15 protein-coding genes are annotated in these 16,019 nt (G+C 40.9%); 1 reads left to right on the plus strand and 14 read right to left on the minus strand.

The window, feature by feature from the left end; genetic code table 11:
- Positions 1-176: 176 nt before the first annotated feature.
- A complete protein-coding gene (locus B6F02_RS09620) occupies positions 177-3,608 on the minus strand; it encodes a pyruvate carboxylase (RefSeq protein WP_080147126.1) in 3,432 nt (1,143 codons plus the stop codon).
- Between the two features lie 208 nt (positions 3,609-3,816).
- On the opposite strand from B6F02_RS09620, the gene B6F02_RS09625 reads away from it, so the two are divergent.
- Positions 3,817-4,179 carry a DUF2512 family protein gene (locus B6F02_RS09625; protein ID WP_080147127.1) on the plus strand — a complete coding sequence of 121 codons (363 nt, stop codon included), beginning with the start codon at positions 3,817-3,819 and terminating at the stop codon, positions 4,177-4,179.
- Between the two features lie 118 nt (positions 4,180-4,297).
- Here B6F02_RS09625 and B6F02_RS09630 read toward each other — a convergent pair whose 3' ends face one another.
- The 13 genes from B6F02_RS09630 to ispE all read right to left on the minus strand — a co-directional run bounded on the left by B6F02_RS09630 (position 4,298) and on the right by ispE (position 15,814).
- A complete protein-coding gene (locus B6F02_RS09630; protein WP_143745272.1) occupies positions 4,298-6,526 on the minus strand; it encodes a glycosyltransferase in 2,229 nt (742 codons plus the stop codon).
- 56 nt (positions 6,527-6,582) lie between these two features.
- Positions 6,583-7,665: a diguanylate cyclase gene (locus B6F02_RS09635; protein WP_080147128.1), complete on the minus strand. Its 1,083-nt coding sequence runs from the start codon at positions 7,663-7,665 to the stop codon at positions 6,583-6,585.
- A gap of 211 nt (positions 7,666-7,876) precedes the next feature.
- Positions 7,877-8,026, minus strand: a complete 150-nt coding sequence (gene rpmG, locus B6F02_RS09640; RefSeq protein WP_080147129.1) for a 50S ribosomal protein L33 — start codon at positions 8,024-8,026, stop codon at positions 7,877-7,879.
- An 11-nt stretch (positions 8,027-8,037) separates the two neighbouring features.
- On the minus strand, positions 8,038-8,163 hold the full coding sequence (locus tag B6F02_RS11025) for a putative metal homeostasis protein (RefSeq protein WP_179128565.1): 126 nt from the start codon (positions 8,161-8,163) through the stop codon (positions 8,038-8,040).
- Between the two features lie 224 nt (positions 8,164-8,387).
- Positions 8,388-8,657, minus strand: a complete 270-nt coding sequence (rpsN, locus tag B6F02_RS09645) for a 30S ribosomal protein S14 (RefSeq protein ID WP_080147130.1) — start codon at positions 8,655-8,657, stop codon at positions 8,388-8,390.
- 145 nt (positions 8,658-8,802) lie between these two features.
- Positions 8,803-9,591: a hypothetical protein gene (locus B6F02_RS09650; RefSeq protein ID WP_080147131.1), complete on the minus strand. Its 789-nt coding sequence runs from the start codon at positions 9,589-9,591 to the stop codon at positions 8,803-8,805.
- Between the two features lie 54 nt (positions 9,592-9,645).
- Positions 9,646-9,978, minus strand: coding sequence for a DUF2812 domain-containing protein (locus B6F02_RS09655; RefSeq protein WP_080147132.1), 333 nt, complete (start codon positions 9,976-9,978; stop codon positions 9,646-9,648).
- Positions 9,971-10,291: a PadR family transcriptional regulator gene (locus B6F02_RS09660; RefSeq protein WP_080147133.1), complete on the minus strand. Its 321-nt coding sequence runs from the start codon at positions 10,289-10,291 to the stop codon at positions 9,971-9,973. Before B6F02_RS09660 ends, B6F02_RS09655 begins: the two co-directional genes overlap by 8 nt.
- A gap of 121 nt (positions 10,292-10,412) precedes the next feature.
- Complete coding sequence (locus B6F02_RS09665; protein WP_179128566.1) at positions 10,413-11,234, minus strand: metal ABC transporter permease; 822 nt, start codon at positions 11,232-11,234, stop codon at positions 10,413-10,415.
- The gene (locus B6F02_RS09670) at positions 11,171-11,887 is read right to left on the minus strand and encodes a metal ABC transporter ATP-binding protein (RefSeq protein ID WP_080147135.1); all 717 of its coding nucleotides are present in this window, start codon (positions 11,885-11,887) and stop codon (positions 11,171-11,173) included. Before B6F02_RS09670 ends, B6F02_RS09665 begins: the two co-directional genes overlap by 64 nt.
- 176 nt (positions 11,888-12,063) lie before the next feature.
- Positions 12,064-13,656 (minus strand): metal ABC transporter solute-binding protein, Zn/Mn family, encoded by a 1,593-nt coding sequence (locus B6F02_RS09675; RefSeq protein WP_080147136.1) that lies wholly within the window; start codon positions 13,654-13,656, stop codon positions 12,064-12,066.
- A 181-nt stretch (positions 13,657-13,837) separates the two neighbouring features.
- Entirely contained in the window at positions 13,838-14,809 is a 972-nt protein-coding gene (locus tag B6F02_RS09680; protein WP_080147137.1) for a ZinT family metal-binding protein, read from the minus strand.
- 153 nt (positions 14,810-14,962) lie between these two features.
- Entirely contained in the window at positions 14,963-15,814 is an 852-nt protein-coding gene (gene ispE, locus B6F02_RS09685; protein ID WP_080147138.1) for a 4-(cytidine 5'-diphospho)-2-C-methyl-D-erythritol kinase, read from the minus strand.
- Positions 15,815-16,019: the final 205 nt, after the last annotated feature.

Below are 16,019 nucleotides of genomic sequence, written 5' to 3' on the forward strand. Positions count from 1 at the left end.
TATTCTACATCTAATTACTAAAAAAAAACAGTCATTTATTTATTTTCTAGTAAAAACGTTCGGAATTTTTTTGACAAAAAAAGCAGTGGATCTTGTACTTTGAGCGAGTCAAAGTGCGGCTGCATGCTGTTTTGAGCTTAGCATGCCCTTCAAGATCCACTGATTTTAATTAATGATTAAATCGTTTCGATTTCAATGAGCAAGTCGCTGGATTCGATTTGATCTCCTTCAGCAACGTAAAGATGCTCTACAGTACCGGCTATGCCGGAACGAATGGTCGTCTCCATTTTCATAGACTCTGTAATGACGACAGGATCCCCTTTTTCCACTTTATCTCCGCGACTAACCAGAATCTGCAGGATAGAACCAGGCATGGTTGCCCCGATATGTCCTCGATTAGATGGTTCTGCTTTCTTGCGGACAGCTTTAGTATTGGTGATACTCTTATCGTTGATTTCGACTTGTCTACCTTGTCCATTCAGCTCAAAATACAATACTCGATTTCCTTCTGAATCCGGATCCCCAATTTGATTCAACTGGATGATCAACGTTTTTCCTTTTTCGATACTGATCTCGATTTGTTCCCCGGTTCTCATACCGTAGAAGAAGGATGGTGTATCGAATTTGGTGATATCTCCGTACGTATTCTGGAAGAAGATGTAATCTTTGAACACTTGCGGATACATAGCATAGCTCAAAACCTCTTCAACGCTAGGTTCTCTGCCGATCTGTTCAGCCAATTCACTGGTCAGTGCAGCAAAATCCAGCGGCTCTCTATAATCACCAGGACGTCCTTCAATTGGTGCTTCTCCATTTAAGACGATGTCTTGAAGTCGTTTAGGAAAGCCGCCTTCCGGTTTACCTAATTCGCCTTTAAAGAAACTGATCACAGATTGCGGAAAACTCAGACTTTCGCCTTTTTCATAAATATCTTGTTCAGACAAATTATTTTGAATCATGAAGAGTGCCATATCACCGACGACTTTTGAGGACGGCGTTACCTTGACAATATCTCCAAACATTCGATTGACCACAGCATACATTTCTTTCAACTCATCCCAGCTGTCTGCCAGTCCAACGCCTTTAGCCTGTTGTTTCAAGTTGGTATACTGTCCGCCCGGCATCTGATGCTTATACACTTCTGTTGAAGCTGCCGGCATGCTTTCTTCAAAGATAGAATAAAATTTTCGAACATCTTCAAAATAACGATTAATGATTTCAACATTTTCAATATTGATTTCCGGTGCCCGGTCAGTGTTTTCAAGTGCATAGTATAGACTGCCCATACTCGGCTGACTCGTTTTTCCGCTCAGTGCGCTTTGAGCCACATCGACCACATCAACACCTGCTCGGATTGCGGCCCCGTAGGTATAAACTCCATTACCGCTGGTATCATGCATGTGCAGGTGAATCGGTATATTTACTGTGGACTTCAACTCACTGATCAGACGATAAGCTGCATGCGGTTTTAGAAGACCAGCCATATCTTTGATGGCTATCATATGCGCACCGATATTTTCCAGCTCGACTGCCATTTTCTTATAGTAGTCCATTGTATATTTGGTTTGAGACGGATCATTCAGATCCCCTGTATAGCAGATGGTTGCCTCAGCAATTTTATTATTGTCTCTTACATATTGGATACTTTTTTCCATTTGGGGTATCCAGTTCAGACTGTCAAAAATCCGGAATACATCAATGCCGTTTTCCGCTGCCACTGCAATGAATTTTTCTAGTACATTATCTGGATAATTTTCATAACCGACTCCGTTTGACCCTCTGAAGAGCATTTGGAAAAGTGTATTCGGCATTTTCTGTCTCAGTTTGCGCAGACGTGCCCATGGGTCTTCGTTCAAGAAACGGTAAGCAACATCAAAAGTTGCTCCTCCCCACATTTCTACTGAGAATAATTCCGGTATACCTTGCTCCATCTGTTCTGCTACTGCCAGCATATCTTTTGTTCGCATTCTTGTAGCGAGCAGACTCTGGTGAGCGTCTCTGAACGTTGTGTCGGTCAGTAATACAGCATTCTGATCTTTTACCCAGTCAGCGACAGCTGCTGGTCCTTTTTGATCAAGGAGCTGTTTAGGGCGGATCAATTCTTTTTCAGGCAGAATCAGCTTCTCTGGCATTCTTGGAGTGCTGAAAGCCGGTTTCTCAATTCTTCCAATGCCCGGGAATCCGTTCACTGTTACATTTCCAAGGTACTGAAGCGTTTTGTTACCTCTGTCTCGACCTTTAGAGAAAATATACAGCTCTGGTGTCTGATCGATAAAGGTCGTAGACGCTGCTCCGGAGATGAACGCCGGATGCTTCACAACATTTGCTAAAAACGGAATATTGGTTTTCACTCCGCGAATGCGAAATTCCTTCAGTACGCGCCCCATTTTCTGGACCGCTTTGGAAAAATCAACGGCGTGTACAGATGCTTTTACTAATAGAGAGTCAAAGAACGGCGTGACCACTGTTCCCTGGAATCCATTTCCTGCATCCAGACGAACTCCGAATCCACCAGGAGAACGATACGTATTGATTTTCCCTGTATCCGGATAGAACTGATTCAGTGGATCTTCTGTAGTGATACGGCACTGAATAGCTGCCCCGATCAAATGAATATCTTCTTGGTGAGGAACTCCTACTTCGTTATGCAAATGTTTACCTTGAGCGATCAAGATTTGTGATTGTACAATGTCGATTCCTGTGACCATTTCTGAAATCGTATGTTCGACCTGAACTCGAGGGTTGACCTCGATAAAATAGAACTGATCTCCTTCTAGAAGGAACTCAACTGTTCCAGCATTGACGTATTCTACATGCTTCATCAGTTTTACAGCTGTCTGGCACAACTGTTCTCTTACTTCGTCTGTTAATGTAACACATGGGGCAACTTCAACGACTTTTTGATGACGGCGCTGAACTGAACAGTCGCGCTCATATAAGTGGACTAAGTTGCCGTGCGTATCCCCTAGAATCTGCACTTCAATATGCTTGGGATTTTGAATATATCGTTCTACATAAATATCTCCGCGTCCAAAAGCAGCGATAGCTTCGCTCTGCGCACGCTGAAATCCTTCAATTGCTTCTTCTTCATTAAAGGCTACACGCATTCCGCGGCCGCCTCCGCCTAAAGCAGCTTTCATAATGATGGGATAGCCATACTGGTTGGCAAAATCTACTGCTTCCTGCATTGATTGAACAGCACCTTCTGTTCCCGGAATCGTTGGAATTCCAGCTTCCAGTGCCGCTTTCTTCGCTTTTAATTTATCTCCAAAAATATCCAACTGCTCTGTTGTCGGCCCGATAAAAGTGATACCTTCTTCTTGACATCTCTTTGCAAAGTCCAGATTTTCTGATAGAAATCCATACCCCGGATGAATAGCGTCTGCTCCGGCATCTTTTGCAATATGAATGAGACCTTCAATGTCTAAATAAGCTTCTATCGGTTTCTTGCCTTTTCCGACTAAATAAGCTTCATCTGCTTTGAATCGATGAACGCTTTTTTCATCTTCTTGCGCATATACGCCTACTGTACCGATTCCCAATTCCGTCAGTGCCCGGAAAATTCGAATCGCGATTTCTCCCCTGTTTGCTACAAGTACTTTTTTCAATCTTTTCACCTCTTACCCTATCTTTGGATTTCTATAATTCATTATTTTTTTATTTTACCAGAAATTTCGTTTTTGCGTTTGAAAAATTCTGCAATTCCTTTTAATGAGTTTAGCGAACAAAGCTATTATACCCATCAAGCACTATTAGTTGTTAAACAAAACAATTCTAGATACTATAACTATATCTTAGAAAGGGAGATGAATAAAAATGAAACACGTTAAGGCTATGGCTATTAAGCTGATTGCTATCATACTGATTTGTTGGATCATTCTCTCGTTACTATGGAATATTCCGCTTATGGATGCAGTTATTGGAGGAGCGATTGTTTCTGTCATGATTTATGTGATCGGAGACTTGCTGGTACTGCGTAAGATTGGGAATATTGTGGCAACCGTTGTGGATATGGGTGGTGCGCTAGCTATTCTTTGGGGTTATCTATACCTCTCATTAGGAGAAAGCTATTTCCTAGAAAGCCTAGTTGCTTCAGCAGGTATTGCTATTTTTGAGTGGTTCTTCCACTCTTGGCTGCTTAAGAGCCATGTCGTACCAGATGAACGTTCAATGAAATAAGGGGTTTACCATTTAACTTTATGGCATAGAATCGGCTGCAAGGACCGACAGTTTATCTGTTCCGTCCTTGCAGCCTTTTTACAGCTATATTCCTTAAACTTGTCAAAGTAAAGTTGTGTTATTCCGTCTCTCTTTGGAAAAATACACCCGCATTTGTATATCCAAAAGATCTTTGGATCCAGCGAACTTCTCCTTGTCGTTGATCGATGTTATTCTCAGGCGCATCCAGTGTAATCAGGTCACCTTTTTGAATCTTCGCTCTTGTTCTGACTTGCGTTCCTTCTTCATTGATGTCGACCAGTGAAGCGGAATAGCGCAAGTGTTTATGGATCAGCAGCCCGTTCGTTCTGACTCTTTCTCTTAACAGCTGTCTAGTTTTAGATGCCGGCATTTTTTTCGTTTGTCGGAAAAAGCCCAGCGCTGTCAAGAATAAGCCTGACTGCTTATAATTTTTATCTCCAATAATGGCTCTTGTACTGCTGTAGATGGTTTTGATAATGAAACGGTATTGTGCTGGAGTCAATTCAGTGAACCGAACCCCAATCTCTGTATCCCCTTCTTTCCCTTTATCCATCCAGCGGACCTCGCCTTTTAAGCCGGTTTCACTTTCAATTGTTAATACCACACTGGTTAGTTTTTTCCGAGCAGCGGAGTTGGGAATAGATAGGCGTGCGCCGTATTCACTTAAGTCCAAAACCGTTGCTTCTATATTCTCTTCTCCATTTGCGATAGATGCTTGTTTCGTTGTTAAGAACCGCTCAGCTGTCCGATACCTAGGACGTTCAAAGAAAATCATAATAACTAAGAAAATACCGATCAGGTTATACGTTACCCAGAACAAGTTGATCAGCACACTGTTGATTTCCAGATCGACCAGTTCCGGAGCTATAAAGGCTAGTACAACTCTAACGATTCCGATCATGGATAGAACCGCTAGAACAATATGGAACCAGCTGGCTCTCCAAAGAAATTGTCGTTCATTTGTCTGGATTCCTTTCCGGGTCACGTTGAACTTCACATTCCCTTTCAAAAAGGTTTCAGATAAAACGGCCCACGCCATTGAAGGCGCCAGTGCGGAATCATAGACATTTGTCCACATCGTTGTTCTTTTCTTTTCGGAAATCAAGCTGGCAAATACTTGTGCGGCAATAAAAGACGGTACCCAGAATAACAATAAGTCTTCAAAACTGGCATTCAGTACGATAATGCCAAATACCAGATATAAAATTGGTGAAATCAGATAAATGATTTTATAGACACCAAAAAACCAATAATGAATCCCATCCATGTACAACAGTTTCTGCATAAAAGATAATCCTTTTGTTTTTAAAGGATTCCATTTTCTCACTACTTGAATATTTCCGCGGCACCATCTGTCGCGCTGTTTCAATAAGTCTTTATAGGTTTCCGGTGCGAGCCCTACCGCTACCACACTGTTAACAAATACCGTCTCCCAGCCTTCTGCTTGGATCAGCATGCCTGTCGCCATGTCTTCTGTAATAACACCAGTCGCAAATCCGCCGATCCCTTCCAGTGCTTCTCTTCTGAATAACGCATTGCTTCCGATATACATCGTTGCATTAAAGCGGTCTTTGCGCTCTTCGAGCATGCGCATGAAAAAGTCTTGTTCGTTATTGATACGATCTCCGGCAAATAAGTTGAACTGGAATGGATCATCATTGTAAAACGCCTGGGGTGCTTGCACAAAAGAAACCTTCGGATCAGAAAAATATCCCAATGTCTCTTGCATGAAATTCGCTTTAGGCACCATATCAGCATCCATGGTCACAATGATTTCTCCGTGAGAAACACTCATTGCATGGTTTAAATTTCCTGCTTTAGCCTGCTTATTATCGTCTCTTGTCACATGACGTACACCCAGCTCTTCGCATAAGACTCTAACATCATCTCTTCTGCCATCATCACAGACTAGGATCTCGTATAAGTCATCTGGATAGTCCATTATCTGAGCAGCTACGATTGTTCTTTTCAGCAGATCGACCGGTTCGTTGTACGTTGCAATCATCACATCAACAGTCGGCAGGGTTTCAAATGACGATAAAAACACTTTCTTCCGCTTCGTCCTTTTCCAGAACAGGGTCGTTGTCACAAGACTCTGGAAGTAGCCCATCCACTCCGTAAATAATAGTAAAAAACCAGCGATTATACTAAGTATTGATACAGAAGGCAGCGTGTAAGCCGATCTCCAGATCAAGTAAATCAGCTGCAGCACCAGGAAAAGAACAATACTGAGTCTGATGACATTCTGATTTTTCTTGCCGTAAAGATAGCATAGGCTTAAAATCAGTAAAACGATCAATAAATAGGTAGTCTGTAATGCATTCATTGTTTCCATCCAATCATAATTTTTACCCTAGATAACCTTCACCAAAAATTGCAGAATCACCACGATACTACTTGATTCCGTCCATTTTCCTTCGCTTTGTACAGCGCTTCGTCTGCTTTATCAAGCATTCCTTCTGTTTCTGACACACTTTCAGGATAACTTACAAAACCAATGGATATCGTAATAGAGAGCTTCAGCTCATCATTGATCAGAAATTGGTGACGTTCAACACGTCCCCTGATCCGTTCAGAGATTCCCGCAGCTTGGCTCTTCGTAAACGTCGGCAGTACAATGGCAAATTCTTCCCCGCCTTTACGGAAGACAGACCCTCTATTACCGACTACATCTTCCATGATCCGAGAGATCTCCATAAGCACAAAATCCCCAGTCCCATGTCCATAAGTGTCATTAATGCGCTTGAAATGATCAATATCCAGCATAATCAAAGATAATGCTTTTCCATTTTTAGCAGAAAGCTGCTTAGAGTATGCCCAGACACTGTCAAAGTTTCGAACATTTTTTAGTCCAGTAAGGAAGTCCGTCGTTGATTCATTTTTATATTTGCGGAATAAATATTCTGAAGTCCTTAAATAGTTGACTAGCAGTATGGATGTCACACCTCCAATTGTGGAAACAATCCAGTAAACCCCGATTAAATGGAGCAAAACATTCATATCTTTTATTAAAAAGTAAAAGAGTCCAGTTGTCAGGATATTTGACAGTAAGACCATATAGGCTCCTCTGATTAGCAGGTTGTCTTCTTTTTCAAAAAGATGATTGATTATCAAGTAACCTATCAGCATTAGCGAGAATGCAACTGCTGCTGAATAAGAAGATTTGTTAATACCAAATAAAAACCTCGAAAGTATAATGAAAATGGTGGTTATATAAGTCGGTTTCTTGCCTATAAATAAAATCATCAGCAGAATCGGAATATACCTTAAATCAGCCAGTGTTTCACTTGTTACGTTAATTGAAAAGTGCATCAGAACAAGCCCAAGGACACCTCCGCAGAGTCCATCGATCAGATTGGATACCCACGGGCGATTACTAGTCTCCCGTCTGCCCCACCTAGTCTTCATATAGATCAGTACAAAAGTCGTTACAATACATATATTTACAAATAAATCTTCAATCATTATTTTTCTCCTAGTTCATCTTATACCTTCTCTTCACTATCATACTGACTTTTTCAACAAAAATCAGTTAAAATTCTAGAGAAGTGATGACAATTTATGAAAAAAGTCGCTCAAGTCTATCCTAACACTATTAGAAAAAAAAAGACGAACAAAAAAACCTTGAAGTACCCGCAAGGATCCTTCAAGGTTTTTATCTGTTATAAAAGCCGAATTATTTTACTTCTCTAAATAAAGCTTTACGGCGTAATTTTTGAGAATATTTTTTTAATTCTAGGCGCTCAGGGTTATTACGTTTATTTTTAGTAGTGATGTACAGTCTTTCGCCTGTTTCAACACATTGCAAAGTAATGTTCACTCTCATGATCTAACCTCCTATTTTTTCAAGCCTCGTCTTAATTTCTTCGCTTCTTTAATGATTCTAAGCCCTCTTCTTGCTGTTACTTTATTGGGACTTTTCATCATTCTTCTAGCTGTTGCTAAGTCTTTTTTCTCAGGCATGTTAATAACTTTCCTCTCTATATTTAATCAATTCTTGGTCCATAATGCAAGTATTAAATGAACGTTTATCTCTTTAATAAATAAGGGGTTTCCAATAAACAGCAGACTAAAGTCTCGTTCTTCTGCTTTCAATGATTCTATCTGGGAAAACTGAGAGGATTGAAACAAGAATCTTGCTGATGGCAATCCTTCTTTTCATTCTCTTGTTACGAGCTGATCTTGGTTTACCAGCTTGCTTTTCTTACGCCGGGGATTTTGCCTTCATGTGCTAACTTCCGGAAATTAATACGAGATACCCCAAATTTGCGCATATAGGCATTCGGACGTCCATCAATTCTGTCTCTATTCTGCAGTCTAGTCGGTGAAGCATCACGCGGCAACTGAGCCAGTGCTTCATAATCCCCTTTTTCTTTTAACTCTTTTCTGAGTGCTGCATATTTTTCAACCGTTCTTTGTTGTCTTTTGTGTTTCTCAATTTTGCTTTTTTTAGCCAACCGATTCTCCTCCTTGAATACTTAAATCGTAAAGGTTACGATTTACATTTTACACCCGTTTTCTTGTTTAGTCAAGCCGCTGATCAATCTATTTTGTAAAAGAAAAGACCCTTGAATAATCAAGAGTCATAAGCGCACTGATCGTCTATCTGATGCTGGAATTCAATTCTTCCACAGTTGCTTGAACAACTTTTTCTACAGGCTGTTTCCCTTTATAATCAACATACATTACTACACCATTTTTTGATGCGTAGACTTCCTTTTGATCATATTCATCATATACCACTAATCTATCCAAAACAGGATGCTCTTTTTCAATATACAACTCATCCTCTTTTTCGTAACGATGTGCTTTGATGAGGTCGTTTATTAATTGATTTGAAAGACTTGCTAATGTCAGATCATACACCTCATTATTCAGATAAGGCGTATATCCTCCGCTTGCATAACCTTCAGCGTCTCTTAGAACCGCTCCATCCTCATGAACATCAAGCTGCTCAGGCGCTAAGGGGCTCCAATTGCTATATGCGTAAACATTCGAATCTTCTTCACCTTCTTGAACCAGTAAAGATTCTTCGATAGCACTCAACCTGACAATCGGCAAATCTTCAGAACTTTCAGAAAAAGTCGTACTGTTCAACTGTATCAGTTGCATAATTAAAATGAAAAATACAACTCCCATAAATAGACTAATAACAGCTTTCAGAAGCAGCGTTCTTCTATACAGCTTCCTCCACGGTGCTTGATGATCAATTTTTTTGCCTTCTTTCATATTGTTTCTCAGTTTTCTTATGGAAAGATAAGATTGAAGACCATTATAAGTGATATAAGCAAACTGTATCGTCAGCACGACTTGCGGAATACCATTTCCTCTCACTAAAGTCAGCAAAGGCGTATTGTAGCCGAATAATATGCTGTATAATAGTCCAATCATTATAATAAATGACCCCACTGTCAGCAGTGCATTCCAAAGAAGTTTGTCCTGCAGCTATTTTAATGTAAAGGCTTGTTCTGCCGGATCTGTATGTAATTCTGGTGCTTCGTTTTCTTCTGCAGCAAATACATTGAACGCTTTGTATTCAGCCACATGCTCCCATCCATATTCTTTGTACATAGATATCTGTTCTGGAGAGAGTTGGTTTTCTGGTGCAATTTCCATACGGTATTTGACTTTTTCAGGGGCACCTTTTTTAAAGCGAGTAAAGTGAACTCCCAGCTTGTCCAAATGATAACCCTTGGCAGACATAACGGTAAACCAGCTTTCATGCTCTCCGATTCTCCAATAGTCTCCCGGGTGAATTCTGTAAACGGTTTTAATCATTGTCCATCCCCTCCTCTAGAATGCTGCTGTCACGAATCATTGCTTTCAATCGGTCGAGCTCAGTGCGCAGTGCTTTTTCTCCTTCTGCTGTGATCTTGTATACTTTTTTCCTGCCGTCATTCCCTGCTAGTGCAATCAATCCATCTTTCTGCATCCTGGAAAGCACTCCATACAAAGTTCCCGGCCCCATCTCTATCCGCCCATTTGAAACTTCGTTAATGGATTGCATCAATTGATATCCATGATTAGGATGCATCAGAGCCAGTAAGACGTAATACATTGCTTCTGTCATCGGTCCGCCGTTATAAGCCATAGCTGTCCTCTTTCTTTTTAAATTCTCCGTTATTATGTTACGCGATATATCGTGTAACATAACATTACTGTATAAACTATCCTATGTAAAGAAATCAGCACAGAAAATCTGTGCTGATCCTTTAATGCTCTTTTCTTTTTGCTGGTTTGAACTTTTTGATTAAGATGGTAACAATGAATACACCAATAAAAATCAGTGTAATGGTCGCTCCCGGCGGTGTTCCGTATTGATAAGAAGAAATTAAACCGGAGACCATTCCGAATATAGCGATACCGATTCCAATAAGAATGACTCCTGTAAAACTTTTGCTTAACCTCATAGAAATGGCAGCTGGAAGAATCAGAATAGCGGACACCAGCAAGGCACCTACGATCGGCATGATAACGGCTATCGTTACTCCCGTTAAAATATTGAATAAAATAGACATCGCTTGAACAGGCAGACCTGATGTAAAGGCTGTTTCTTCATCAAAAGTCAGGATATACATCGGCTTGCGGAAAATAAAGTACAGTCCAACAATGGTCACGGTCAGAAACAGCAGCATCCAGACTTGCGCCTGACTGATGGTTACGATTGATCCGAATAAGAACTGATCAATGCTGATTGTTGTCCCTCCGTCACTTAAACTCATTAATACGAGGGCAACTGCCATTCCTCCGGACATCATAATTGCAATAGAGATTTCTGAATATGTCCGGTAAATCATTCTTAAATACTCTAATATGATGGCTGCAATCACAACAATAAGAATATTTGTCCAAGTTGGGTTAGCCCCTATCAGCATACCCAGCGCTACACCCGCTAATGAGATATGCGACAAGGTATCCGCCATCAGTGATTGTCTGCGCAGAATCAGGAATAATCCCAGTATCGGCGCAACTAATGAGATAAGGAATGATGCTTGGAAGGCTCTTTGCATAAATCCATAGAGAAACATCTCCAAGGCGAATTCTCCTTTCTGACCAGCTCAATGTGTTTGTCTACATACTGTTTCAGTTCATCATGATCATGAGTGACCATTAATATTCCTTTACCGTGGACTTCACTATTGTGCTTTAATAATTTATAAAATTCTTCTCGAGACCGAGTATCCATCCCTGTAGTTGGTTCATCTAATACAAACAGATCCGGGTCTGTCGCGAACACTCTGGCAATTGAAATCCGCTGTTTTTGACCTCCAGATAATTCGCCGACTTTTTTGTGACGCATATCCCACATGCCGACAGATTCTAATGAGCGACGGACATGTTCTTTGTCTTCTTGATCCAGTTTTTTGAACCACTTGCCTCTCGGGTAGCGGCCAGATTGAACTAATTCAATGACTGTACTCGGAAATCCCGCATTAAAAGAAGCGACTTGCTGAGGGACATACCCTACTGATAGTTTTTTATTCCAGCGATTTTTATTTGACAATTCTACAGTGCCTTTTGTCGGCTTTAATAATCCTAGGATATTGCGCAGCAATGTTGTTTTCGCAGCGCCATTTTCTCCTGTCAACATGACAAATTCTCCAGAATTCACTGTAAAAGAGATATTTTCAAGGACAGGCTCATTTTCATAGTGGAACGCTAGCTCATTTACTTCTATATAGTGCATTTCATACACCCTCTCTTCACTTACCAATCGTTATATATTCCTACGGTATTCTACTTGAATCGCTTGCTGATTGCAACAGACCAACGGCAGATAAACCGGATAAACGGCATAAAAGGACAATCTTTCTGTCTTGGCTGGCAGAAAGGCTGTCCAATTACCTGGTTCTTTCAGTTCATTTAATTGATGCTCAATTTCAGGGCTTCAATATTTTCTTTCATTGCATCAATATAACCTAAATCTTTTGACTGCAACTCTTCTGACAGACTTTCTAAATCATGCAAGACGGCTGTTTCAGTTCCTGTCTCTGTGGCAACAGTCTGAGCAATAGAAGAATCGGCACCTTGTTGGTAATAGATGACCGGCACATCATGTTCTTCAACGAGATCACCGATTTCAGCAATTCTGGATGGACTTGGTTCTACTTCAGTAGACAGTCCGCCGATCGCTATCTGTTCCAGATTGTATCTTCTAGCAATATGTCCAAACGCTTGATGCTGCACGACAAACTCACGGTTTTCAGCACCTTCAAAGGCTTCAACAAATTCTTGATCCAGCTGTTGGAGCTCTTCTTTGAAAGTAGCAGCGTTTTCTGTATACACTTCTTCTCCTTCAGGGTCGATCTCAATCAGCGCATCGCGAATAACGTCGACTTGTTCTTGAACAAGCACTGGATCTAACCAGCTATGAGGGTCTTCATTCTCGTGATTGTCGACTAAAACATCAATCACTTCTGTACTGACAACTTCGTTCCCGTCAGCGTCAAGCCCTACTGCTTGTACTTGGAATTCTTCGTCTTCAGCAGTTGCTTCAAATTGTTCTGTTGTCTGACCTTCCGCTACTGTCCATTCAGCAGATTCGTCTGAGCGAGTTGACCATTGCCATTCGCTGACTTCTGCGCCAGTTTCTGCTACAAGCGTAACAGCATCTCCAGTGTGATAATGTCCAGCTAGTCCTGCTACAACCACTTCATCTGAACCGGCAGCTTCTTCCTCTTCATCATGATTGTGCTCTGCTTCTTCCTCACCGTGTTCATGGTCGCCTTCTGCATGATCATGTTCTTCTTCACCTTCATGATTATCTACTAAGATCGCAACCGGTCCAGATTCAGCTAACACTTCATGATCTTCTCCGTAAAGTTCAGCTTTAACTTCAAAGCTCTCTCCTAAAACGAGGTAGTTCAATTCAGATCCGAATTCGTCTGAAATTTCTTCCCATTCTGCCTCTTCTCCAGAACGCGTATACCAGTGCCAGTGATCCAGTTCTTCATTGCCTTCCATGGAAGCTGTCAATTCAATTGTATCCCCTGTATGGTAGTGTTCTGCAACGCCATCGATTGTTATTGCTCCAGCTTCAGTATGTTCTTCGCCTTCTGCGTGAGCATGGCTTTCAGCGCCAACTGACTCATTGACATCTTCCGCTGCACTGACTATTTTCAGATCCTCATTTTCAATAGAATTGAACAGATCTTCAGCCCAGTACTCCATTTCAGGACTGCTGTAGACAAACATATCTGCTTCATTAATTGCTGCAACGTCTTGAGCACTTGGTTCATAACTATGCGGATCTGCATTTCCAGACACCATCAATGTTACATCAGCTCGATCTCCAGCAACTTGACTTGTAAATTCATACATTGGGTAAAATGACGTCATGATAGATACTTCAGCTTCTTCGGCAGTATTTTCTGCTGAATCTCCATTTGAACAAGCTGCTAGTGTTGTACCTGCAATCATCATCAGTAGAGCAGATTTTAACCATTTATGTTTCATTTGATTCGCTCCTTTATCTTTTCTTCTAGACATGTATACAATGTCTTTTCGCCAAACCATCGAAAGCGACACTATATCCACTAATTTATATTCAAATTGATCTCAGTCAGAAGTTCAGCACCTTACAGGTTCACTTCACCTCTTTTATTCTAAAAATCAATTGACTTCAAAGTCTATGTTCTTAGTGTGCAAACATATCTCTGACAATGGCGTCTGTATCCCAATCTTTCGGATAGTAGGTTGGCCAGTTTGTCACTTCTTCTAACAATTCTTGATTATCGTCTCCCCAGTAAATGTGGAAGTGTGTAGCGTCTTGCGGTGCAATACCATGATCGCTGAACTGGATGTATTGCGGCATGTCTTCTGATCCGCCCGACTTGCTGAAGATGAAACGAACGCCTCTGTTTCCTCTTTCATAGTTCAGTATCTCATAGCCATCGTAAGCATACTCTGCAGTCATTTCAGAACCATCTTCATAATAGAAAGTGAAACTGTCGTCTTTAATGTCCATGTGGTCAACGTCTGTTACATAACCTTTTCTGTAGTACTCTTTATATTCTTCGGCATTCATTGTATCACTGTGGCTGGCTTTATCTTCGAATATAATATCCAAGTCTCCGTTTTCCAAATAAGGATAAATAGATTGCCATTCGCCTTCCCAGTCAGCTAGTGTACGATCTTGAACTTCATCATTATAGAAGAAACCATTATAAATTCTTCTGCCGAGTTCATCGTTTGCACCATGATCGTCAATTACCACTTCAACTGGCTCAGATTCTGCGATCGCTGCTTCATCAGCATCTAAAAGCTCAGCTTTAACCTGTAGTCCGTTTATTGTAGCTTCTCTAGAAAACACATCGGAAGTTAATCCTGCAACGGCTTCCCAGTCGCTGGCTTCATCTTCTTTTATGTACCATTGCCAGTTTGAAAGATCTGTTTCTACATCGGGTACTGCTGTCAATTCTACTTCGTCACCAGTGTGATAGTGTTCCGCTACACCTTTCACAGTGATTTCACTAGGTACAGCACTCGCTTGACTGCTTTCTTCCGTAGCTTCCGCTTCGCTGCCTGTCTCTGTTGATGCTGTATCCTGGCAGGCTGCTAACAGTAACCCAACCGAAAGCATTCCTGAAAACTTGACCAATTTATTCATGATTGATCATCCTTTTCTTTTTTTATTGTAAACCGTAAATCGTAACCATTACGATAAACAACAATACATATATTATTCTATTCTGTCAACCACTTTTTCAGAAATATTTAAAGAGGTTACAATGCTGCCGGCACCATAACCTCTTCTATCCTTTTATTTAAGCGTTCTGACTAAATAAACTTCCTTACAAAAGCCCTTTAGTCCATTGACGATTCTTTGAGCTTTCGAGAAATGCTGTGTAAAGCCGTAAACAGTCGGACCCGTTCCACTCATCACAGCTGTATCTGCACCAAAGGCTTTCATTTTTTCTTTTATAATTTGAATATCGGGCTGCTGTTCAATTGAAATCGGCTCTAAAGCATTTCCCATTTGCTGAACCATCTTTTCGTAGTCCTTAGCAGCAATCGCTTCTACCATTTGTTGGGCAGGATACTTCGGTAATACTTCCGGCTCCAGCTTTTCAAACACTGTCCAGCTTGAAATCCCTTTCACAGGCTTGACCAAGACAACCCAGCATTGCGGTATTTCTTCAATCAGCTGGATCGCTTCTCCTCTTCCAGTGGCATAAGCTGTTTTATTATAGATGCAAAATGGTACATCTGAACCGAGTGTTTCTCCCAATTCTGCAAGTTCTTCTAAAGAGAGATTTAACTGCCACAGCCGATTCAACCCTCTTAAAGCGGCCGCTGCGTCACTGCTTCCTCCGCCTAAACCAGCAGCCACCGGAATCTGCTTATTGATTCTGATCTGAACCCCCTCATCAATCTGATGCTTTTCTTTCAGTAAACGGGCAGCCTGGTAGACGATGTTCTTTTTATTCAAGGGGATTGCAGCTGAATTGGATACAAGCTTGATTGCAGAGTCCTTTTGAGGTGTAAAGGTTAACCGATCAGATAAATCAACCGCTGTCATGATCAATTCAAGTTCATGAAATCCATCTGTCCTTTTAAACAAGACATTCAAAAGCAAATTAAGCTTTGCTGGTGCTTTTTCTACAATTTCCACTTTTCCCCTCCTTCGAAAACGCTCTTCTACTTACTCTTTAGTTTACCGGATGTAACGCTGATTTTTAAAAATAATGCTTGTTTACATTTTAATATAAATAAGATAAAAGATGCGAAGGATGACTGTTTCTGTTTATCTTCTCTTTTAGACTTGACAGGTTATGCTATACTTGATGTAAATCGTAACCGTTACGTTTTAACTATAC

It is taken from the genome of Marinilactibacillus piezotolerans, assembly GCF_900169305.1.
In the GTDB taxonomy this organism is placed as follows: Bacteria; Bacillota; Bacilli; order Lactobacillales; family Carnobacteriaceae_A; genus Marinilactibacillus; species Marinilactibacillus piezotolerans_A.

Excerpts from the sequence above, each read along its gene's own strand:
- B6F02_RS09625 (WP_080147127.1), top strand. The coding sequence starts at position 3,817 with ATGAAACACGTTAAGGCTATGGCTATTAAGCTGATTGCTATCATACTG.
- B6F02_RS09630 (WP_143745272.1), bottom strand. The coding sequence starts at position 6,526 with ATGAATGCATTACAGACTACCTATTTATTGATCGTTTTACTGATTTTA.
- B6F02_RS09635 (WP_080147128.1), bottom strand. The coding sequence starts at position 7,665 with ATGATTGAAGATTTATTTGTAAATATATGTATTGTAACGACTTTTGTA.
- rpmG (WP_080147129.1), bottom strand. The coding sequence starts at position 8,026 with ATGAGAGTGAACATTACTTTGCAATGTGTTGAAACAGGCGAAAGACTG.
- B6F02_RS11025 (WP_179128565.1), bottom strand. The coding sequence starts at position 8,163 with ATGCCTGAGAAAAAAGACTTAGCAACAGCTAGAAGAATGATGAAAAGT.
- B6F02_RS09650 (WP_080147131.1), bottom strand. The coding sequence starts at position 9,591 with ATGATTGGACTATTATACAGCATATTATTCGGCTACAATACGCCTTTG.
- B6F02_RS09655 (WP_080147132.1), bottom strand. The coding sequence starts at position 9,978 with ATGATTAAAACCGTTTACAGAATTCACCCGGGAGACTATTGGAGAATC.
- B6F02_RS09660 (WP_080147133.1), bottom strand. The coding sequence starts at position 10,291 with ATGGCTTATAACGGCGGACCGATGACAGAAGCAATGTATTACGTCTTA.
- B6F02_RS09670 (WP_080147135.1), bottom strand. The coding sequence starts at position 11,887 with ATGCACTATATAGAAGTAAATGAGCTAGCGTTCCACTATGAAAATGAG.
- B6F02_RS09675 (WP_080147136.1), bottom strand. The coding sequence starts at position 13,656 with ATGAAACATAAATGGTTAAAATCTGCTCTACTGATGATGATTGCAGGT.
- B6F02_RS09680 (WP_080147137.1), bottom strand. The coding sequence starts at position 14,809 with ATGAATAAATTGGTCAAGTTTTCAGGAATGCTTTCGGTTGGGTTACTG.